Origin of the sequence: Enterobacter mori, assembly GCF_025244905.1 — a bacterium.
In the GTDB taxonomy this organism is placed as follows: domain Bacteria; phylum Pseudomonadota; class Gammaproteobacteria; order Enterobacterales; family Enterobacteriaceae; genus Enterobacter; species Enterobacter mori_A.
The window spans coordinates 3,641,992-3,660,915 of record NZ_CP104285.1 but is presented as its reverse complement, the minus strand read 5'-3'; the positions used below and the strand labels follow the sequence as shown (position 1 = coordinate 3,660,915).

Genomic DNA, 18,924 nt, shown 5'->3' with positions numbered 1-18,924 from the left:
AGGCCCAGGATTACGACATGGCAGCAACTTTTTCGGACATCTGTGCCGTGGTGCCGGCCGCAGGTTTTGGCCGGCGCATGCAGACAGAATGTCCCAAGCAGTACCTTTCAATTGGCGATAAAACGATCCTTGAGCACGCCGTGGCGGCGCTGCTGGCGCACCCGAGGGTGACGCACGTGGTCATCGCCATCAGCTCTGGCGATGCGCGCTTCGCGCAGCTCCCGCTGGCAAATCACCCACAGATTACCGTCGTTGACGGTGGCGCCGAGCGCGCCAATTCCGTGCTGGCGGGCATTCAGGCTGCCGGAAACGCCTCGTGGGTACTGGTACATGACGCGGCGCGTCCGTGTCTGCATCAGGACGATCTTGCTCGCCTGCTGGCCCTGAGCGAAACAAGCAAGGTTGGCGGGATTCTGGCTGCCCCTGTGCGTGATACCATGAAACGCGGCGAGCCGGGCAAACAGGCTATCGCCCACACCGTTGAGCGCGTTGATTTATGGCACGCGCTGACGCCACAATTTTTCCCCCGCGAACTGCTCCATGACTGCTTAACGCGTGCGCTTAAAGAAGGTGCGACCATCACGGACGAAGCCTCGGCGCTGGAGTATTGCGGTTTTCACCCTGAGCTTATTGAAGGGCGCGCTGATAATATAAAAGTGACGCGCCCGGAAGATTTACAGCTCGCGGAATTTTATCTTACCCGTTCGACCCATCAGGAGAAGGCATAATGCGAATTGGACACGGTTTTGATGTACACGCCTTTGGCGGAGAAGGCCCAATTATCATTGGCGGCGTGCGTATTCCTTACGAGAAAGGACTGCTGGCGCATTCTGATGGCGACGTGGCGCTGCATGCGCTGACCGACGCGCTGCTGGGGGCCGCCGCGCTGGGGGATATCGGCAAGCTGTTCCCGGACACCGACCCGGCATTTAAAGGGGCAGACAGCCGTGAACTGCTGCGCGAAGCGTGGCGCCGCATTCAGGCTAAAGGCTACACCCTGGGTAACGTGGATGTGACAATCATCGCTCAGGCACCGAAAATGCTGCCGCACATTCCGCAGATGCGCGTGTTTATCGCGGAAGATCTGGGCTGCCATATGGATGACGTCAACGTCAAAGCGACCACCACCGAGAAGCTGGGCTTCACGGGCCGTGGCGAAGGCATTGCCTGTGAAGCCGTGGCGCTGCTGGTTAAGGCGAGCAAATGACAGACTTTGACAACCTGACATACCTGCACGGTAAACCGCAGGGGAACGGGGTGCTGAAAGCCAGCCCGGAAGATTTCCTCGTGGTGGAGGATCTGGGCTTTGAGCCGGATGGCGAAGGCGAGCACATTCTGGTGCGCATTCTGAAAAACGGCTGCAACACACGGTTTGTGGCCGACGCGCTGGCAAAATTCCTGAAAATTCATGCTCGTGAAGTGAGCTTTGCCGGACAGAAAGATAAACATGCGGTCACTGAACAGTGGATCTGCGCGCGCGTCCCGGGCAATACGATGCCGGATTTAAGCCAGTTTGAGCTTGAAGGCTGTAAAGTGCTGGAGTACGCCCGTCACAAGCGCAAACTGCGTCTGGGCGCGTTGAAAGGCAACGCCTTTACCCTGGTGCTGCGTGAAGTGACTGACCGCGAAGACGTTGAAAAGCGTCTAAACGCGATCAATGAACGCGGCGTACCGAACTACTTTGGCGCACAGCGTTTTGGAATCGGTGGCAGCAACCTGCAGGGCGCACTGCGCTGGGCGCAGAGTGATGCACCGGTGCGCGACAGGAATAAACGCAGTTTTTGGTTGTCTGCGGCCCGCAGTGCGTTGTTTAATCAGATTGTGAGCGAACGTCTGAAAAAATCGGACGCTAATCAAGTTGTTGTCGGCGATGCGCTACAATTAGCGGGACGCGGAAGCTGGTTTGTGGCAACGGCCGATGAAATGGCCGATGTCCAGTCTCGTGTGGACGCCAAAGCGCTGATGATTACTGCCGCGATGCCCGGAACGGGCGACTGGGGCACGCAGGGCGATGCGCTGGCTGCTGAGCAGTCAGCCGTCGCGGACGCGCCAGAATTACAATCACTGCTGGTGCGGGAAAAAGTCGAAGCAGCACGCCGCGCGATGCTGCTCTACCCGCAGCAGTTAAGCTGGAACTGGTGGGATGACGTGACCGTTGAGTTACGCTTCTGGCTACCTGCAGGTAGCTTTGCCACCAGTGTTGTCAGGGAACTTATCAACACCTCGGGTGATTATGCGAATATTGCTGAGTAACGATGACGGGATCCACGCGCCAGGTATACAGACTCTGGCGAAACACCTTCGCGAATTTGCGGATGTGCAGGTTGTGGCTCCCGATCGTAACCGCAGTGGAGCGTCTAACTCACTGACGCTCGAGTCGTCGCTTCGCACCTTTACCTTTGATAATGGCGATATCGCTGTACAGATGGGCACGCCGACCGACTGCGTGTTCCTCGGTGTGAATGCGTTGATGCGCCCGCGCCCGGACATTGTGGTGTCGGGTATCAATGCCGGACCCAATCTCGGCGATGACGTGATCTACTCCGGTACCGTGGCGGCCGCAATGGAAGGGCGCCATCTGGGGTTCCCGGCGCTGGCGGTCTCGTTAAACGGCCACACGCATTACGACACGGCGGCGTCGGTCACCTGTTCGATTCTCCGCGCGCTGGGGCGCGAACCCCTGCGTACGGGCCGTATCCTGAATATCAATGTGCCTGACCTCCCGCTCAATGAGATCAAGGGGATCCGTGTGACGCGCTGTGGCAGCCGTCATCCAGCTGACCAGGTTATTCCGCAGCAGGATCCGCGCGGCAATACCCTCTACTGGATTGGGCCTCCGGGCGAAAAATGCGATGCCGGTCCAGATACGGACTTCGCTGCAGTAGATGAAGGGTATGTTTCCGTTACGCCACTGCACGTAGATTTAACCGCGTATAGCGCGCATGATGTGGTGTCGGACTGGTTAGATCGGGTCGGGGTGAACGTGCAATGGTAAGCAAACGTGTACAAACTCTTCTGGAACAACTTCGCGCTCAGGGGATCACCAACGAGCATGTGCTGGATGCGCTTGCCCAGGTTCCGCGCGAGAAGTTTGTAGACGAGGCGTTTGAGCACAAAGCGTGGGAAAACGTGGCGCTGCCTATTGGGCAAGGCCAGACCATTTCTCAGCCCTACATGGTGGCGCGCATGACGGAACTGCTGGAGTTAACGCCGGAGTCCCGCGTGCTGGAGATTGGCACCGGATCGGGGTATCAAACCGCGATCCTCGCGCATCTTGTTCGCCATGTTTGTTCCGTCGAACGCATCAAAGGTTTACAGTGGCAGGCGCGCCGTCGCCTGAAACAACTTGATTTACATAATGTTTCAACACGTCACGGTGATGGATGGCAGGGTTGGCAGGCTCGCGCCCCGTTTGATGCCATTATCGTCACGGCCGCACCGCTGGAGATCCCGGCAGCACTCTTGTCGCAGCTGGATGAAGGCGGCATTCTCGTCTTGCCCGTGGGTGATGAACACCAGCTCCTGAAGCGTGTTCGTCGGCGTGGCGGCGAGTTTATTATCGATACCGTAGAAGCCGTACGCTTTGTGCCCCTGGTTAAGGGAGAGCTGGCCTGAGACTCGGATTTATCCAGGGTTATTAAGGCAAATTCAGCGTATTGTGTGGCGCAAAAGGTTCGTGCCATCACGGTTATTATTAAGTCACTGGTAGTTAACACATTCCTGGGGGATAAATGAGCGCGGGAAGCCCAAAATTCACCATCAGCCGTGTTGCGGCATTATCACTGGTTTCGCTCTGGCTGGCAGGCTGTACAAGTTCGAATAACGCACCTGCGCCTGTAAGCTCCGTCGGCGGGAACAGCGGCTCGGGTAACACGTCCAGCGGAATGTTGATCACTCCTCCGCCTAAAATGGGCACCTCTACGGCGCAGCAAACTCCGCAGATCCAGCCGGTTCAGCGTCCAACCACGCAGCCAACACAGATTCAGCCAGTTGAACAACCTGTTCAGACGGAAAATGGCCGCATAGTATACAACCGCAAGTATGGGAACATTCCGAAAGGGAGCTATACCGGCGGCAGCACCTACACCGTGAAGCGCGGCGATACGCTGTTCTATATTGCCTGGATCACCGGGAACGATTTCCGTGACCTGGCACAACGCAATAACGTGCAGGCCCCGTATGGACTGGAAGTCGGCCAAACGCTCCAGGTGGGCAACGCGACGGGTACGCCACTCACGCCGGGGAACACTGTTTCTGCGGCGGATGTGACCGCGCAAAATAACAGCGTTATGCCTGCACAAAAATCCACCACGGTGGTTGCTTCACAACCTGTAATTACGTATTCTGAGGATTCAGGTGATCAGAGTGCTAACAAAATGTTGCCGAATAATAAAGGTACTGCGACAGCTGTCACGGCACCGGTTACGGCACCTGTGGTTAGCTCTACTGAACCGACTGCCAGCAGTACCTCCACCAGTTCGCCTATCTCTGCATGGCGCTGGCCGACTGACGGCAAGGTTATCGAAAACTTCTCTTCCTCCGAGGGAGGAAATAAAGGGATCGATATCGCAGGGAGTAAGGGACAGGCTATCATCGCGACCTCAGACGGACGCGTTGTTTATGCCGGTAACGCTCTGCGCGGTTACGGTAATCTTATTATCATCAAACACAACGATGATTACCTGAGTGCCTACGCCCATAACGACACAATGCTGGTCCGGGAACAACAAGAAGTTAAGGCGGGGCAAAAAATCGCTACCATGGGTAGCACCGGAACCAGTTCTACACGCTTGCATTTTGAAATTCGTTACAAGGGGAAATCCGTAAACCCGCTGCAGTATCTGCCGCAGCGATAATTTGACGGGGCATGCCAGCCAGGGTGTCTCGTTCAGGGATCACGGGTAGGAGCCACCTTATGAGTCAGAATACGCTGAAAGTTCATGATTTAAATGAAGATGCGGAATTTGATGAGAACGGAGCAGAGGCTTTTGACGAAAAAGCCTTAGTAGAAGAGGAACCCAGTGATAACGATTTGGCTGAAGAAGAGCTGTTATCGCAGGGCGCCACACAGCGTGTACTGGACGCGACTCAGCTTTACCTTGGGGAGATTGGTTACTCCCCACTGTTAACGGCCGAAGAAGAAGTCTATTTCGCACGTCGTGCTTTGCGTGGTGATGTTGCCTCGCGCCGTCGCATGATTGAAAGTAACCTGCGACTGGTCGTGAAAATTGCCCGCCGTTACGGCAATCGTGGTCTGGCTCTGCTGGACCTGATTGAAGAGGGCAACTTAGGTCTCATCCGCGCAGTTGAGAAATTTGACCCGGAACGCGGGTTCCGCTTCTCAACCTACGCGACCTGGTGGATTCGCCAGACCATCGAACGGGCTATTATGAACCAAACCCGTACGATTCGACTGCCGATCCACATCGTCAAAGAGTTGAACGTCTATCTGCGTACCGCGCGCGAGTTGTCCCATAAACTGGACCACGAACCAAGCGCGGAAGAGATTGCCGAACAGCTTGATAAACCGGTTGATGACGTAAGCCGTATGCTGCGTCTCAACGAGCGCATTACCTCGGTTGACACCCCGCTGGGTGGCGACTCCGAAAAAGCGCTGCTGGACATCCTGGCCGATGAAAAAGATAACGGCCCGGAAGACACCACGCAGGACGATGACATGAAACAGAGCATCGTCAAATGGCTGTTCGAACTGAACGCCAAACAGCGTGAAGTGCTGGCACGTCGTTTCGGTTTACTGGGGTATGAAGCTGCGACACTGGAAGACGTCGGCCGCGAAATTGGCCTGACCCGTGAACGTGTTCGTCAGATTCAGGTTGAAGGTCTGCGTCGCCTGCGTGAAATCCTGCAGGGGCAAGGTCTGAATATCGAAGCGCTGTTCCGCGAATAAGCATCCTTTCGTCAAAAAAGGCCCGTCGTGAGACGGGCCTTTTTCTTTTGTGTTACGACTGCGTCGCCGTCTCGTGCAGCAGACGCCACGTAATTCTGTCGCCTTCCTGATTCAGCACCGCCGTCGACCAGCGTATGTTTACCGGCATATCGGGGCGGGTTTGTGTCTCGCGATAGTGAAGTACAGCACCGTTATCCCAGGCTTCTATCGTGGTGAGTTCATCAATGACGATTTTCAGGCCGGGTCGGATTCCACGCTGGGTGTCGAGAAAATGGGCAAGGGCGTGATGGTCTAGATGTGCGCCGCCCGGCGGTATCATCAGAAAATCCGGTCGAAAGCGGGTGAGCACCTGCATCGTGTTAAGACGAGAAACGTACAATACAGGCAGTAAAGTGATGCCTGCGGCAAAAATAAACATCCCGTGCCAGGCGACGAGCGGCGCAAGATAAACCTGCGCAATGCTCAGCACCTGCGCCAGTAGCAGGGTTCCCGCAAAAAAGCTTAGCTGACGATTTAGATTCCACAGGGCGCTGGCGTCAGGCATATCGTCCCGGGCTGTCGTCAGAAACGCGCTGCTCTGCGCCGTGCTGCTGCAAAGACTGCCTCCGGCCCCCATCAACACAAAAGCCGCGACAGATAACAGCGCTGGCGTTGCCGAACTGACGTTCAGTAAAAGCAGAATGCCCGTCGCCTGCAAAAGGCACCCGATAACAACCAGAGGCCGGGGCCCGACGCGGTTAAAATAGCGTCCTGTTACCATAATGGCCATAAACGATGCCGCGGACCATGGCAGCATAAGCATGCCCGTTGCGGCGGGCGTCATGCTTGCTTCGCTCTGAAGATAATACATGCCCGTTACGTTTACCCCGATAAAGATGCCGGGCACGCACACGTAGACAAGCATGGAAAAACGTAAAAGTGGGTCGGTCAGCAAGGAGAGGTTTAACAGCCTGGCTGTTTTCTTCGGCGGCATTTCAGCGTTAAGCCATATGCAGGCTAAAACAAAGGTGACGATGGCGACGGGCAACGTAGCAAAAAAGATCCAGCGCCAGCTTAACGCCTGAACCAGTACGCCACCCACCGCCGGGGAGCAGGCAGGGGCAAGCAACGCGACCAGCATCACCGCCGAAGAGAGTCTGGCGCGTTCGTGAGGCTTAAACTGTTGCCAGGTCAGCGCCTGTCCCACCGGGATCAGCAATCCACCGCCAATCCCTTGCAGTGCTCGCCAGGCAATCAGGCTTTCCAGCGAGGAGGAGAGTCCCGCAGCAGCGGAGGCCGCGCTAAAGAGAGCCAACGAGAGGAGGATAACGCGCTTTGGCCCGATGCGGCGCGTTAGCGCGCTGCCGAAAGGAATTGCAAGCGTCAGACCGGCAATGTACCCGTTACTGACCCAGGCAAGCGCTGAGGGAGTCGTGTTGAATGCGCGTGCCATGGCCGGAAAGGCGACGCTGGCAATAAACATATTAATCAAATCAAGGAAAAAGCCGAGCAGATAGACAACGGCGACTTTGCTGCGATACGTCATGGTGGATCCTCCGGTGAGGTAGCGTATCGTATCGGCCCGCAAGCTACGAATAAACGCGACAAACAGCGATATACTGTCAAAATATTTTTGACAGTGATAAAGGTTAACGATGTTTACTCTACAGCGTACAGCGATGTTTATCGCAGTCGCGGAGGCGGGCAGCTTCACCGCCGCGGCAGAGGCAATGGGGCTGACAAAAGCCGTGGTGAGTTTCAACATTCGCCAGCTTGAAGACGAGCTGGGCGTTACGCTGCTGCTGCGGTCGACCCGCCGTCTGACGTTAACCGAGGCGGGCGCGCTTTTTCATCAGCGAAGCGTCGCGCTTCTGAAGGATGCAGAACAACTGCAGGATGATGTCCGCGCGAATCATGCGGGACTCTCCGGAGAATTGCGGATAACCACCACGCCCGAGTACGGCTCGCAGGTTGTGGTGCCTTTGCTGGCGGAATTTAGTCAGCAGCACCCGGAACTTCGCGTGCGCCACGTTTCGTCCTCTTTGCATGCCGACCTTATCTCTGAGCGCTTTGACGTCGCCATCCGGCTGGGAACGCTTGCCGATTCACGCTACCACGCCGCGATGATTACCTCTTTCGCCATATTGCCGGTGGCAGCGCCGGACTGGCTGGCTAACCATCCGGTAGAGACCCTTGAACAGCTGGCGAAAGCCGACTGGATCATTCACGAGCGTTTGCCCTCTCCGCTGCGCTGGCAGGTGAAAGCGAGCAGCGGAGAGCTTGTCTCGTTTGAAATCACGAAAGCCCCGCGTCTGTATGCTGACAGTGCTCAGGCGCTGATGGCTTTCGCACGTGCCGGAAGCGGCGTGGCGTTACTGCCTGAATGGCTGGTGCGAAATGCGCTGGATGCAGGGCAACTGGCGTCGGTATTACCGGGCTACACCTTTGCACAGCAGGGCATCTATGCGGTTTATCCCGATGCCCAACACGTGCCCGCGAAAGTCAGAAAGTTTATCGATTTTATGCGTGCAAGGGTTAATTAGTCGTGCATCATCTTTTTGATAAGCGCAGAAAATTGCTCGCGTTCGGCCTTGCTCAGGCGTCCTAAAAACGCCTCATCCACCTCATTGCCGACCGGTTTACAGCCTTCAAGCAGGGCTTCACCTTCTGGCGTCAGGAAGACAAATCGGCGGCGCTTATCTGCGGGATCGTGCTCGCGTTTTACCAGCCCACGCGCCTCCATGCGGCTGAGCATCTCTGCCAGCGTCGCTTTCGTGCTGACTGCCACTTCGGTCAATGCCACCTGTTCGATGCCCGGATGTTCGGCAATTGAGCGCAGAACCGCATATTGCGGCTTGGTCAGTTCAGGCAAAGCATGCTGCCATTGCGCAGTATGTTGTTGAAAAAGCTGGCGCAACAGGTGGAACGCTTCTTGTCTTAGTTCCATGAACACTCCGACGAAAAAAATCACTCTCTATGATAGCCGCTAACGTCCTGGATTTTAACGCATCAATTTTTAGCAATTAGTGTGATCGTGTACGAACGATCTTGTCATGAATTGGATCCGAGAGTAGTTTAATTATTATGTTCGTGTACGAACAAAATAATTGAGGTGCTGAATGAGATTAATAGTAGGTATGACGGGGGCAACGGGCGCTCCACTGGGCGTGGCGCTGCTGCAGGCTCTGCGTGAAATGCCGGAAGTGGAAACCCATCTGGTGATGTCGAAGTGGGCAAAAACCACTATTGAGCTGGAAACGCCTTACACAGCGCAGGACGTTGCCGCACTGGCTGACGTTGTTCACAGCCCGGCTGACCAGGCCGCCACCATCTCCTCCGGCTCGTTTCGCACCGACGGCATGATCGTCATTCCCTGCAGCATGAAAACGCTGGCCGGGATCCGCGCGGGCTACGCCGAGGGGCTGGTGGGGCGTGCGGCGGATGTGGTGTTGAAAGAGGGGCGAAAGCTGGTGCTGGTCCCCCGTGAAACGCCGCTCAGCACCATTCATCTTGAGAACATGCTTGCACTTTCCCGCATGGGCGTGGCGATGGTGCCGCCCATGCCAGCGTATTACAACCACCCGCAAACCGCTGATGACATCACCCAGCATATCGTGACCCGCGTGCTCGACCAGTTTGGCCTGGAGCATAAAAAGGCACGTCGCTGGAACGGCTTGCGGGAGGCGAAACATTTTTCACAGGAGAATAACGATGGCATTTGATGATCTGAGAAGCTTCCTGCAGGCGCTCGATGAGCAAGGGCAACTGCTGAAAATTGAGGAAGAAGTTAACGCCGAGCCGGATCTGGCGGCGGCCGCCAACGCGACTGGCCGCATAGGCGACGGCGCGCCCGCGCTGTGGTTCGACAACATTCGTGGCTTTACCGATGCCCGCGTGGTGATGAACACCATCGGCTCCTGGCAGAACCACGCCATTTCGATGGGGTTGCCTGCGAACACCCCGGTGAAAAAACAGATCGACGAGTTTATTCGCCGCTGGGATAAATTTCCCGTTACGCCAGAGCGCCGCGCCAACCCGGCCTGGGCGCAGAATACGGTGGACGGTGAAGAAATCAACCTGTTCGACATTCTGCCGCTGTTTCGCCTGAACGACGGTGACGGCGGCTTTTACCTCGATAAAGCGTGCGTCGTCTCGCGCGATCCGCTCGACCCGGATCACTTCGGCAAGCAGAACGTCGGCATCTACCGCATGGAAGTGAAGGGCAAGCGTAAGCTCGGGCTGCAGCCGGTTCCGATGCACGATATCGCTCTGCATCTGCATAAAGCGGAAGAGCGCGGTGAAGATCTGCCGATTGCGATTACCCTCGGCAACGATCCGATCATCACGCTAATGGGTGCGACGCCGCTGAAATACGATCAGTCCGAGTATGAAATGGCGGGCGCACTGCGTGAAAGCCCGTACCCGATTGCCACTGCGCCGCTGACTGGCTTCGATGTGCCGTGGGGTTCTGAAGTGATCCTTGAAGGGGTCATTGAAGGCCGCAAGCGTGAAATCGAAGGGCCGTTCGGCGAGTTTACCGGGCACTATTCCGGTGGCCGTAACATGACGGTTGTACGTATCGACAAAGTTTCTTACCGCACCAAACCAATTTTTGAGTCGCTCTACCTCGGCATGCCGTGGACCGAGATTGATTATCTGATGGGGCCAGCCACCTGCGTACCGCTTTACCAGCAGCTAAAAGCAGAATTCCCGGAAGTACAGGCGGTGAACGCGATGTACACCCACGGTCTGCTGGCGATTATCTCCACCAAAAAACGCTACGGTGGTTTTGCTCGCGCGGTTGGTTTACGCGCCATGACCACGCCGCACGGTCTGGGCTACGTGAAGATGGTGATCGTGGTGGATGAAGACGTCGATCCGTTCAACCTCCCGCAGGTGATGTGGGCGCTGTCGTCGAAAGTGAACCCGGCTGGGGATCTGGTACAACTGCCGAACATGTCGGTGCTTGAACTTGACCCTGGCTCCAGCCCGGCGGGCATTACCGACAAGCTGATTATTGATGCCACCACGCCCGTCGCACCGGACACCCGTGGCCACTACAGCCAGCCGGTACAGGATCTGCCTGAAACTAAAGCCTGGGCTGAAAAATTGACCGCGATGCTGGCAGCACGCCAATAAGGAGGAAAAGATGATTTGTCCACGTTGTGCCGATGAACATATTGAAGTGATGGCGACGTCACCGGTGAAAGGGGTCTGGACCGTTTACCAGTGCCAGCATTGTTTGTATACCTGGCGCGATACCGAACCGCTGCGGCGTACCAGCCGCGAGCACTACCCGGAAGCGTTCCGTATGACGCAGAAGGATATTGATGAGGCACCGCAGGTGCCGACGATCCCGCCGCTGTTATAAAAAAAGCCCGGTGTCAGCTTCGCCTTACCGGGCGATAACATCGTGCGGTCTGTTTTGCCGTGTGACGGCTTCGCCTTACCTGGCCTACAAGACCCGTAGGCCCGGTAAGCGCAGCGCCACCGGGCAAAAGACCGCAGAGAACTAAACCAGACTCTTCAACCGATAAATCCACTCCAGCGCCTGACGCGGCGTCAGCGAATCCGGGTCGAGGTTCTCCAGCGCTTCCACGGCGGGTGACGTCTCTTCCGCAGGCACCAGCAGCGACATCTGCGTACCATCTATCTGTGTAGCCGCTGCGTTCGGCGACAGGCTTTCCAGTTCACGCAGTTTCTGACGCGCCCGCTTGATCACCTCTTTCGGTACGCCTGCCAGCGCCGCTACGGCCAGACCATAACTCTTGCTTGCTGCGCCATCCTGCACCGTGTGCATAAACGCAATGGTATCGCCGTGCTCAAGCGCATCAAGATGGACGTTAGCCACCCCTTCCATTTTCTCCGGCAGTTGCGTCAGCTCGAAATAGTGGGTGGCGAACAGCGTCATAGCCTTGATTTTATTCGCGAGGCTTTCCGCACAGGCCCATGCCAGGGACAAACCATCATAGGTAGACGTCCCGCGTCCCACTTCATCCATCAGCACCAGGCTGTGCTCAGTCGCGTTATGCAGAATGTTAGCCGTTTCGGTCATCTCGACCATGAAGGTTGAGCGACCGCTCGCCAGATCGTCCGCAGCACCGACGCGGGTGAAGATGCGGTCGATAGGGCCAATCTCCACGTTTTGCGCCGGAACGTAGCTGCCGATATACGCGAGCAGCGCAATCAGCGCCGTCTGACGCATATAGGTACTCTTACCGCCCATGTTCGGTCCGGTAATGATGAGCATTCGTCTCTGCGGCGACAGGCTGAGCGGGTTAGCGATGAACGGTTCGTTCAGCACGCGCTCCACCACCGGATGACGCCCTTCGGTAATGCGAATGCCCGGCTTGTCGGTAAAGGTCGGGCAGGTATAGTTCAGCGTTTCAGCACGTTCTGCCAGATTCACCAGCACGTCCAGCTCCGCCAGCGCGCTGGCGCTCAGCTGCAGGTCGGCCAGGTGCGGCATTAGCATGTCGAACAGCTCGTCATACAGCTGCTTTTCCAGCGCCAGCGCTTTTCCTTTCGAGGTGAGAACTTTGTCCTCGTACTCTTTCAGTTCGGGAATAATGTAGCGCTCAGCGTTTTTCAGCGTCTGGCGGCGCACATAGTGAATCGGTGCCAGGTGACTCTGCCCGCGGCTGATCTGAATGTAGTAACCGTGAACCGCGTTATACCCTACTTTCAGGGTGTCGAGCCCAAGACGCTCACGTTCACGGATCTCCAGCTTATCCAGGTAGTCCGTTGCGCCGTCTGCCAGCGCGCGCCATTCGTCCAGCTCCTCGTTGTAGCCCGGGGCAATCACGCCGCCATCGCGCACCAGAACCGGAGGCGCATCAATGATGGCGCGCTCCAGCAGTTCGCGAAGTTCGGTAAATTCACCCATGGTTTCGCGGAGTTTCTGAACTGGCGCGCTGTCAACGTCACTCAACTGAGCACGCAGTTCCGGCAGTTGCTGGAAAGCATGACGCATACGGGCGAGATCGCGCGGGCGCGCGGTGCGCAATGCCAGACGGGCAAGAATACGCTCCATATCGCCCACCTGACGCAGGACAGGCTGCAGTTCGGTATAGCGATCCTGCAGGGCAGCAATCGTCTGCTGACGGCAAACCAGCGTATCGGTATCGCGAACCGGCATATGCAGCCAGCGCTTGAGCATGCGGCTGCCCATCGGCGTAACGGTACTGTCGAGGACGGAAGCCAGGGTGTTTTCGACGCCACCCGCCAGATTCTGAGTTATCTCCAGGTTACGGCGCGTGGCGGCGTCCATGATGATGCTGTCCTGCTGACGCTCCATGGTGATAGAGCGGATATGCGGCAGGGCAGTACGTTGGGTATCTTTTACATATTGCAGCAGGCAACCTGCCGCACACAGTCCGCGCGGGGCGTTTTCCACGCCAAAGCCAATCAGGTCGCGCGTGCCAAACTGTAGGTTGAGCTGCTGGCGCGCAGTATCAATTTCGAATTCCCACAGCGGGCGGCGACGCAGGCCACGACGACCTTCAATCAGCGCCATTTCGGCGAAATCTTCGGCGTAGAGCAGCTCTGCCGGGTTAGTACGCTGCAGTTCGGCAGCCATCGTCTCACGGTCAGCCGGTTCACTCAGGCGAAAACGCCCGGAGCTGATATCCAGCGTCGCGTAGCCAAAGCCTTTACCGTCCTGCCACAGCGCTGCCAGCAGGTTATCCTGGCGCTCCTGTAACAGGGCTTCATCACTGATGGTGCCTGGCGTGACGATGCGCACGACTTTGCGTTCCACCGGGCCTTTTGAGGTCGCCGGATCGCCGATCTGTTCGCAGATGGCGACGGACTCACCCTGATTCACCAGTTTCGCCAGGTAGTTTTCTACCGCGTGGTGGGGGATACCTGCCATAGGGATGGGTTCGCCTGCCGATGCACCACGTTTGGTCAGCGAGATGTCGAGCAGCTGCGATGCACGCTTAGCATCGTCATAAAACAGCTCGTAAAAATCACCCATACGGTAAAACAGCAGGATTTCCGGATGCTGTGCTTTCAGCTTCAGATACTGCTGCATCATCGGCGTATGTGCGTCGAAATTGTCGAGTGTGCTCATGGAGTTATGATGTCCATTTCTTTGAAAATAAACCGTTTTGATCGGCTCATTGGCCGTTTGTTCCTTCTATTGTCGCATGAAAAAAAGGTCCGGCGCAGAAAAATGTCGTCGCTTTACGAGGCCTCTTCCGACATTAACTCAATGACTATTTTTCCATGCTCTACGCCCACTCGAACCCGGGAATGAGTGGTAAACCCAGCCTTTTCAAGCCAGTCACCTTTTAAGCTCAGCGCCGCGTGCACGCTGTAGCGCTTCGGTATCTTGGTGTTGCGGTCTTCATGGCGCTTTCTAAAATATCCCACTTTTAAATGGCGGTAGGGTTTGCTGATTGTGAGCTCTTGCATAGGGTCTCCGGACAACGCGGATAGAGGTTATTTCTGATGCCTGTATAAAATACCAGTGATTATCGGCCGGTGCAGGGCTAAAACTGGAATCAGGCTTCAGAAAACGAAATGCAACCGCTGAAATCCAGTGCATAAAGGTGTATTATTAATGCACTTTATTATTCGGTAAGCTGTTATGTCCGGTAAACGCATCTCACGAGAAAAAAAGACCATCGCGAAAATGATCGCGTTGTATGAAAAGCAGTGCCCGCAGGCATCTCAGGAGGAAGGACATTATCAGGCGCTCAATGCGTATGCCGATAAGCGCCTTGATAAGTGCGTTTTCGGTGAGGAAAAGCCTGCCTGCAAGCAGTGTCCGGTACACTGCTACCAGCCTGCAAAACGCGAAGAGATGAAGCAGATTATGCGCTGGGCTGGCCCGCGAATGCTCTGGCGTCACCCCATACTGACCGTTCGTCATCTGATTGACGACCGGCATCCCGTGCCGGAACTGCCCGAGAAGTACCGTCCGAAAAAATGATCGCTTCAGTGTCTCAGCGGGCGGCAAATCACGGTCAGGGCCAGCGCGCTGCAGAGTGGGAAAAGGGCCAGCAGTAGCCAGGGATACATTGCCTGCGTTGAGGGCACCAGCGCGCGATCCAGCAGGCTGCCAAACAACAAGTTTCCTGCCAGTACCGCAATGCCTCCGGCGGTGGCGAGTGCGCCGTAGTGTGCGCCAAGCGTGGATTCCTCCGCAAACCGAGGGATCAGATCTTTAGCCGATGGTACCAGCAGCATCTGTCCGAGCGTCAACAGCGTTACAAAACAGACTGAAGGAAGCAGGCGGAGCCAGCCTTCCGGCGGCGCCATCGGGGCAAATATCGCCACGCTCGCAAAGGCGGCTGAGAGAAGTAAGAAGCCCAGCGGCAGGATCCTTACCGCGCCCACGCGTCGGGCAAAACGCGCCAGCGGCAGCTGTAATGCAACGATCAGCACAGAGGCCAGCATAAAAAGCGGACCGAGATCTTTCTCGTTGCCGCCAGAGCGCTGGATCTCCACCGGCAGCGCCAGATAGAGCTGGTTATAGCTTAACAGCCACGAGCTGTAGGCAATGATAAAGGCGACAAAACGCGGCTGGTGGAATGTTGTCCACCAGGGCTGTATTTTCAGCGTCTGTGAACGATGGCCAGCAGCAGGCAGGCAAAAGTAGAGCACCACTAACGCAATGATAAAGACGCCTGCCCCCGCCAGTGCCACCTGACGAAAACCGAGGCCGGTGAGCAGGGCACCAGCAACCGGACCCAGTACCGCGCCGAGTTCTCCACAGACGGCAAAGAGCGCAAACCACTCGGCGCGGCTTCGTTTGCCTTTCGCCTCGCTGCGGGTGCCCGCTTTTGCCAGCAATGCCTCAATAGAGGGAGAAAACAATGCCCCGCCAACGCCCGTCAGACACGCGCCCAGAATAATCGGCCACAGGGATCCCCCGAAGGCCAGCAGCAGATAACCTGATACACGAACAATACAGCCGCTGAGGATAATCACTTTCGCGCCAAACCGGTCCGAGAGCGCACCACCGACGATAAACATCCCCTGCTGCGAGAAGGTGCGCAGGCCCAAAATCAGTCCGATAAGCCCGCCGGAGAGCAGCATGTCATCGCGCAAAAATATGGCCAGGAAGGGAACGACGGCATAAAAGCCAATGTTAAAGACAAACTGGCTTCCCAGTAAGACAGGAGGCCAGAGCGCGGTGGCTGGTCGCAGAGGCATACTGTTTATTCGCCCCTACACCATGAAATGGATGTGTTTTTTACCATGGAAAGGTGAGATCTCAATTTTGGTTTTCACCCGGAAGACCTCCCAGAGCAGCTCTTCGGATAAGATTTCCTGCGGAGCTCCCGTCGCCACAATTTGCCCTTTCTGCATCACAATCAGCGAGTCGCAGAACATCGAGGCGTGATTGAGATCGTGGATTGCGACAATGCTGGTGACCGGTAATTCACTGATCAAATGCATCAACTGCATCTGATGATGAATGTCCAGGTGGTTAGTCGGTTCATCCAGCAGGATTTCCGTTGGGGTCTGAGCCAGCGCGCGGGCAATGTGTACGCGCTGGCGCTCACCGCCGGAGAGGCTTAGCCAGCCCTGGTCGCTTTTATCCAGCATATCCACGCGCTGCAGAGCGGCGGTGACGGTCTCGTCATCCTGCACGCTCCAGTTCGAGAAGGGAGAATGGTGCGGAATACGCCCCAGTTTTACCACATCGCGAACGCGCATATTGGCGTCGGTCATCCCGTGCTGTTCAACGAAGGCGACCCGGCGCGCAAGCTGCTTTTTGGCGATACGAGAGATGTCCTGGCCGTCCAGCGTCACACTGCCTGCATCCGGGCGGCGCAAACCAGCCAGAATGCGCAGAAGCGATGATTTACCGCAGCCGTTTGGTCCAAGTAGCCCTACCGTTTCCCCTTGGGAAACCTTCAGCGAGACGTCATTAACGATGACTTTTTTACCCACCTTCCAGGTAATATTCTCAGCGCAGATACTCATCACTTATTCCTTGAACGGTAGATAATCACGGCAAAGAAGGGGACGCCAACCAGCGCGGTTACTACGCCGACGGGCAGGCTTTGCGGCGCAATCAGCATACGCGAGGCAATGTCGGCCAGCACCATCAGGATCGCCCCTGCCAGTGCGCTGGCAATCAACAGCGTGCGGTGCAGCGGCCCGAACAGGAAACGCATCACGTGCGGCACCACCAGCCCGACAAAGCCGATTGAACCCGCCATGCTGACAATCGTCGCGGTAATCAGCGCGGTAGTGGTAAAGAGCGTCAGGCGCACCCACGGGACGGCAATACCTAAAGAGGCGGCGGCGTCATCACCGAACGTGAAGGCATCCAGCGCCCGGGAATAGTAGAGGCAAACGGCTAATCCAGTCAGCACTACGACCAGTGCCAGCTGGAATTCAGGCCAGCGTACGCCGCTGAAGCTGCCCAGCAGCCAGAACATCACGTCGCGCGCCTGCTGCGCACTGGCGGAGGTGCTGATGGTGTAGGCGGTAATGGCGTTAAAAAGCTGCGAGGCGGCAACGCCTGCCAGAATAGTACGTTCGTTCCCTCCGCGCGCGCCGTTCGTCAGGAAGGCGACGAACGCAAAGGCGGCGAACGCCCCGGCAAAGGCGCCGGCGGAAAGTGACACCGCGCCGGTGCCGATCCCCAACACCACGACGGAAACCGCCCCGGTTGACGCGCCCGCGGACACGCCAAGCACGTACGGCTCCGCCAGCGCGTTCTTTAGCAGGCTCTGCAGTACGGCACCGCAGATGGCCAGCCCCGCGCCGCAGCAGGCCGCCACCAGCGCGCGGCTCAGGCGAAAGTCCCAGATTACGCTCTCATAGATGCGAGTGAGCGGGACCGCGGTGAGCCCCATTTTATTGCTGATGGCGTAAAACACGTTATCCAGCGGGATGGACAGCTCGCCGACGCTGACGCTGAGCGCTATCACCAGAAACAGCAGTACCAGGGCGAGCAAAGCCGAGGTCGTCAGAACCAGGCTCTGCCGGGCCTGAAGTACGGCGGTGGTCATCAGTTCAGCCCCAGTTTTCTGAGCTGTTCGCCGACCTGCTCAGCCCCGTAAATCGTGCGGATCGTCGGGTTCATTGCCTGGCCGTCCATCACCACGATATGGCCTTTTTTCACCGCGTCCAGCTGGCTGACCGCCGGATCGCTCTTCAGGAATTTGATTTTTTCTTCGGCGTTGTCCAGCGCCCAGCGGTTACGATCCAGGCTGGAGACCACAATCACGTCCGGATTAGCGGCAATAATGCTTTCCCAGCCCACGGTTGGCCATTCGGTTTCAGAAGTAATGGCGTTGTGGCCGCCAAGCACGTTAGCAATAAAGCCGGATGCGCTGTTTTTACCGCCTACATAGGCATCAGCCGAAGGCGAGGAGCTTGAGAACCAGAAAACAAAGGAGAGGTCTTTTTTGTTTTTGCCAAACTCCTGGCGCAGGTCGGCTTCACGTTTTTTGAAGTCGGCGATAACGGCCTGGCCACGCGCTTCCACGTTAAAAATCTTAGCGAAATCTTCAATCTCTTTATAAAGGTAGGTCATATCCCACAGCTTCTGGCGGCTACCGTACATGTCGCCTGCGGATTTTTTGGTGGCGCACATTCCCGGTGATAAATAGCTGTTTACGCCAACGGTCGCCAGATCTTCACGTTTTGCAACCTTACTTTCTGGTCCGAGCAGCAGCGGGAGCTGAGCAGGAACAAAATCGGGGTTTTGCGCAAGAATGGATTCAAGGGTTGGAATTTCTACCGTCAGGGTTTTGATTTTTGCGTTCTGTTCAGCCAACTGCGACAACACTTTGGTTGGCCAGAAGGCGCTAGCCTTCACCTTATCCTCCAGACCCAGCAGAAGCAGGATCTCAACGGTATTCTGACCCAGGGCCACCACGCGTTCCGGCGCTTTGGTGAAGGTCTCTTTATAACCACAGTTTTCAATGGTCAGAGGATATGTGGTTGCCAGAGCAGAACTGACCGACGCAAACGCCAGGCCGAACGCGAAGATGACCTTTTTCATTAAACGCTACCCTTCATTAATATTATTTTTTTGATGCAAATGAAACTCATTATTAAGGCGG

19 protein-coding genes and 1 pseudogene are annotated in these 18,924 nt (G+C 56.5%); 12 read left to right on the top strand and 8 right to left on the bottom strand.

Annotation, left to right across the window (positions count from 1 at the left end; genetic code table 11):
- Positions 1-17 precede the first annotated feature (17 nt).
- The 7 genes from ispD (at position 18) to rpoS (ending at position 5,908) form a co-directional block, all read left to right on the top strand.
- The gene (gene ispD, locus N2K86_RS17240) at positions 18-728 is read left to right on the top strand and encodes a 2-C-methyl-D-erythritol 4-phosphate cytidylyltransferase (RefSeq protein ID WP_260659412.1); all 711 of its coding nucleotides are present in this window, start codon (positions 18-20) and stop codon (positions 726-728) included.
- Complete coding sequence (ispF, locus tag N2K86_RS17235) at positions 728-1,207, top strand: 2-C-methyl-D-erythritol 2,4-cyclodiphosphate synthase (RefSeq protein WP_008499607.1); 480 nt, start codon at positions 728-730, stop codon at positions 1,205-1,207. Before ispD ends, ispF begins: the two co-directional genes overlap by 1 nt.
- On the top strand, positions 1,204-2,253 hold the full coding sequence (gene truD, locus N2K86_RS17230) for a tRNA pseudouridine(13) synthase TruD (RefSeq protein ID WP_260659411.1): 1,050 nt from the start codon (positions 1,204-1,206) through the stop codon (positions 2,251-2,253). The genes ispF and truD overlap by 4 nt, the downstream gene beginning before the upstream one ends.
- Positions 2,234-2,995 (top strand): 5'/3'-nucleotidase SurE, encoded by a 762-nt coding sequence (gene surE, locus N2K86_RS17225; RefSeq protein ID WP_260659410.1) that lies wholly within the window; start codon positions 2,234-2,236, stop codon positions 2,993-2,995. Before truD ends, surE begins: the two co-directional genes overlap by 20 nt.
- A complete protein-coding gene (locus N2K86_RS17220) occupies positions 2,989-3,615 on the top strand; it encodes a protein-L-isoaspartate(D-aspartate) O-methyltransferase (RefSeq protein WP_010434533.1) in 627 nt (208 codons plus the stop codon). The genes surE and N2K86_RS17220 overlap by 7 nt, the downstream gene beginning before the upstream one ends.
- A gap of 116 nt (positions 3,616-3,731) precedes the next feature.
- A complete protein-coding gene (gene nlpD / locus N2K86_RS17215) occupies positions 3,732-4,856 on the top strand; it encodes a murein hydrolase activator NlpD (RefSeq protein WP_010434532.1) in 1,125 nt (374 codons plus the stop codon).
- 59 nt (positions 4,857-4,915) lie between these two features.
- Positions 4,916-5,908: an RNA polymerase sigma factor RpoS gene (rpoS, locus tag N2K86_RS17210; protein WP_013098493.1), complete on the top strand. Its 993-nt coding sequence runs from the start codon at positions 4,916-4,918 to the stop codon at positions 5,906-5,908.
- A gap of 325 nt (positions 5,909-6,233) precedes the next feature.
- Here rpoS and N2K86_RS17205 read toward each other — a convergent pair.
- A pseudogene (locus N2K86_RS17205) lies at positions 6,234-7,433 on the bottom strand (MFS transporter); the annotation flags it as partial.
- A gap of 109 nt (positions 7,434-7,542) precedes the next feature.
- Between N2K86_RS17205 and N2K86_RS17200 the strand changes: the two are divergent.
- Entirely contained in the window at positions 7,543-8,430 is an 888-nt protein-coding gene (locus N2K86_RS17200; RefSeq protein WP_260659409.1) for a LysR family transcriptional regulator, read from the top strand.
- On the opposite strand, the gene N2K86_RS17195 is transcribed toward N2K86_RS17200, so the two are convergent.
- Positions 8,427-8,834 carry a MarR family winged helix-turn-helix transcriptional regulator gene (locus tag N2K86_RS17195; protein WP_260659408.1) on the bottom strand — a complete coding sequence of 136 codons (408 nt, stop codon included), beginning with the start codon at positions 8,832-8,834 and terminating at the stop codon, positions 8,427-8,429. The two genes, N2K86_RS17200 and N2K86_RS17195, sit on opposite strands and share 4 nt — an antisense overlap.
- Before the next feature lie 172 nt (positions 8,835-9,006).
- On the opposite strand from N2K86_RS17195, the gene N2K86_RS17190 reads away from it, so the two are divergent.
- Genes N2K86_RS17190 through N2K86_RS17180 form a run of 3 tightly spaced genes read left to right on the top strand, consistent with a single transcriptional unit; the run spans position 9,007 to position 11,258 of the window.
- Entirely contained in the window at positions 9,007-9,609 is a 603-nt protein-coding gene (locus tag N2K86_RS17190; RefSeq protein ID WP_260659407.1) for a non-oxidative hydroxyarylic acid decarboxylases subunit B, read from the top strand.
- Positions 9,599-11,026: a non-oxidative hydroxyarylic acid decarboxylases subunit C gene (locus N2K86_RS17185; RefSeq protein WP_157189657.1), complete on the top strand. Its 1,428-nt coding sequence runs from the start codon at positions 9,599-9,601 to the stop codon at positions 11,024-11,026. The genes N2K86_RS17190 and N2K86_RS17185 overlap by 11 nt, the downstream gene beginning before the upstream one ends.
- A 10-nt stretch (positions 11,027-11,036) precedes the next feature.
- Positions 11,037-11,258 (top strand): non-oxidative hydroxyarylic acid decarboxylases subunit D, encoded by a 222-nt coding sequence (locus tag N2K86_RS17180; RefSeq protein WP_003862116.1) that lies wholly within the window; start codon positions 11,037-11,039, stop codon positions 11,256-11,258.
- Positions 11,259-11,399: 141 nt separating this feature from the next.
- Here N2K86_RS17180 and mutS read toward each other — a convergent pair whose 3' ends face one another.
- Entirely contained in the window at positions 11,400-13,961 is a 2,562-nt protein-coding gene (mutS, locus tag N2K86_RS17175; RefSeq protein ID WP_260659406.1) for a DNA mismatch repair protein MutS, read from the bottom strand.
- A 113-nt stretch (positions 13,962-14,074) separates the two neighbouring features.
- Entirely contained in the window at positions 14,075-14,305 is a 231-nt protein-coding gene (locus tag N2K86_RS17170; protein WP_260659405.1) for a type I toxin-antitoxin system SymE family toxin, read from the bottom strand.
- Positions 14,306-14,480: 175 nt separating this feature from the next.
- On the opposite strand from N2K86_RS17170, the gene N2K86_RS17165 reads away from it, so the two are divergent.
- Positions 14,481-14,825 carry a nitrous oxide-stimulated promoter family protein gene (locus N2K86_RS17165; protein WP_260659404.1) on the top strand — a complete coding sequence of 115 codons (345 nt, stop codon included), beginning with the start codon at positions 14,481-14,483 and terminating at the stop codon, positions 14,823-14,825.
- 5 nt (positions 14,826-14,830) lie between these two features.
- Here the strand turns inward: N2K86_RS17165 and N2K86_RS17160 are convergent, their stop codons facing one another.
- From N2K86_RS17160 to N2K86_RS17145, 4 genes are read right to left on the bottom strand one after another with little or no spacing between them, the layout of a single operon-like run.
- The gene (locus tag N2K86_RS17160) at positions 14,831-16,051 is read right to left on the bottom strand and encodes an MDR family MFS transporter (RefSeq protein ID WP_260659403.1); all 1,221 of its coding nucleotides are present in this window, start codon (positions 16,049-16,051) and stop codon (positions 14,831-14,833) included.
- A gap of 15 nt (positions 16,052-16,066) precedes the next feature.
- Positions 16,067-16,828: an ABC transporter ATP-binding protein gene (locus N2K86_RS17155; RefSeq protein WP_260659402.1), complete on the bottom strand. Its 762-nt coding sequence runs from the start codon at positions 16,826-16,828 to the stop codon at positions 16,067-16,069.
- A complete protein-coding gene (locus N2K86_RS17150) occupies positions 16,828-17,865 on the bottom strand; it encodes a FecCD family ABC transporter permease (RefSeq protein ID WP_260659401.1) in 1,038 nt (345 codons plus the stop codon). The genes N2K86_RS17155 and N2K86_RS17150 overlap by 1 nt, the downstream gene beginning before the upstream one ends.
- The gene (locus N2K86_RS17145) at positions 17,865-18,863 is read right to left on the bottom strand and encodes an ABC transporter substrate-binding protein (protein WP_260659400.1); all 999 of its coding nucleotides are present in this window, start codon (positions 18,861-18,863) and stop codon (positions 17,865-17,867) included. Before N2K86_RS17145 ends, N2K86_RS17150 begins: the two co-directional genes overlap by 1 nt.
- Positions 18,864-18,924 lie beyond the last annotated feature (61 nt).

Bases quoted from the DNA above. Each gene is read 5' to 3' on its own strand.
- N2K86_RS17165 (WP_260659404.1), top strand. From the start codon at position 14,481: ATGTCCGGTAAACGCATCTCACGAGAAAAAAAGACCATCGCGAAAATG.
- N2K86_RS17185 (WP_157189657.1), top strand. From the start codon at position 9,599: ATGGCATTTGATGATCTGAGAAGCTTCCTGCAGGCGCTCGATGAGCAA.
- N2K86_RS17160 (WP_260659403.1), bottom strand. From the start codon at position 16,051: ATGCCTCTGCGACCAGCCACCGCGCTCTGGCCTCCTGTCTTACTGGGA.
- N2K86_RS17155 (WP_260659402.1), bottom strand. From the start codon at position 16,828: ATGAGTATCTGCGCTGAGAATATTACCTGGAAGGTGGGTAAAAAAGTC.
- ispD (WP_260659412.1), top strand. From the start codon at position 18: ATGGCAGCAACTTTTTCGGACATCTGTGCCGTGGTGCCGGCCGCAGGT.
- N2K86_RS17180 (WP_003862116.1), top strand. From the start codon at position 11,037: ATGATTTGTCCACGTTGTGCCGATGAACATATTGAAGTGATGGCGACG.
- N2K86_RS17170 (WP_260659405.1), bottom strand. From the start codon at position 14,305: ATGCAAGAGCTCACAATCAGCAAACCCTACCGCCATTTAAAAGTGGGA.
- N2K86_RS17220 (WP_010434533.1), top strand. From the start codon at position 2,989: ATGGTAAGCAAACGTGTACAAACTCTTCTGGAACAACTTCGCGCTCAG.
- truD (WP_260659411.1), top strand. From the start codon at position 1,204: ATGACAGACTTTGACAACCTGACATACCTGCACGGTAAACCGCAGGGG.
- ispF (WP_008499607.1), top strand. From the start codon at position 728: ATGCGAATTGGACACGGTTTTGATGTACACGCCTTTGGCGGAGAAGGC.
- rpoS (WP_013098493.1), top strand. From the start codon at position 4,916: ATGAGTCAGAATACGCTGAAAGTTCATGATTTAAATGAAGATGCGGAA.
- surE (WP_260659410.1), top strand. From the start codon at position 2,234: ATGCGAATATTGCTGAGTAACGATGACGGGATCCACGCGCCAGGTATA.
- mutS (WP_260659406.1), bottom strand. From the start codon at position 13,961: ATGAGCACACTCGACAATTTCGACGCACATACGCCGATGATGCAGCAG.
- N2K86_RS17145 (WP_260659400.1), bottom strand. From the start codon at position 18,863: ATGAAAAAGGTCATCTTCGCGTTCGGCCTGGCGTTTGCGTCGGTCAGT.
- N2K86_RS17195 (WP_260659408.1), bottom strand. From the start codon at position 8,834: ATGGAACTAAGACAAGAAGCGTTCCACCTGTTGCGCCAGCTTTTTCAA.
- N2K86_RS17190 (WP_260659407.1), top strand. From the start codon at position 9,007: ATGAGATTAATAGTAGGTATGACGGGGGCAACGGGCGCTCCACTGGGC.
- N2K86_RS17150 (WP_260659401.1), bottom strand. From the start codon at position 17,865: ATGACCACCGCCGTACTTCAGGCCCGGCAGAGCCTGGTTCTGACGACC.
- nlpD (WP_010434532.1), top strand. From the start codon at position 3,732: ATGAGCGCGGGAAGCCCAAAATTCACCATCAGCCGTGTTGCGGCATTA.
- N2K86_RS17200 (WP_260659409.1), top strand. From the start codon at position 7,543: ATGTTTACTCTACAGCGTACAGCGATGTTTATCGCAGTCGCGGAGGCG.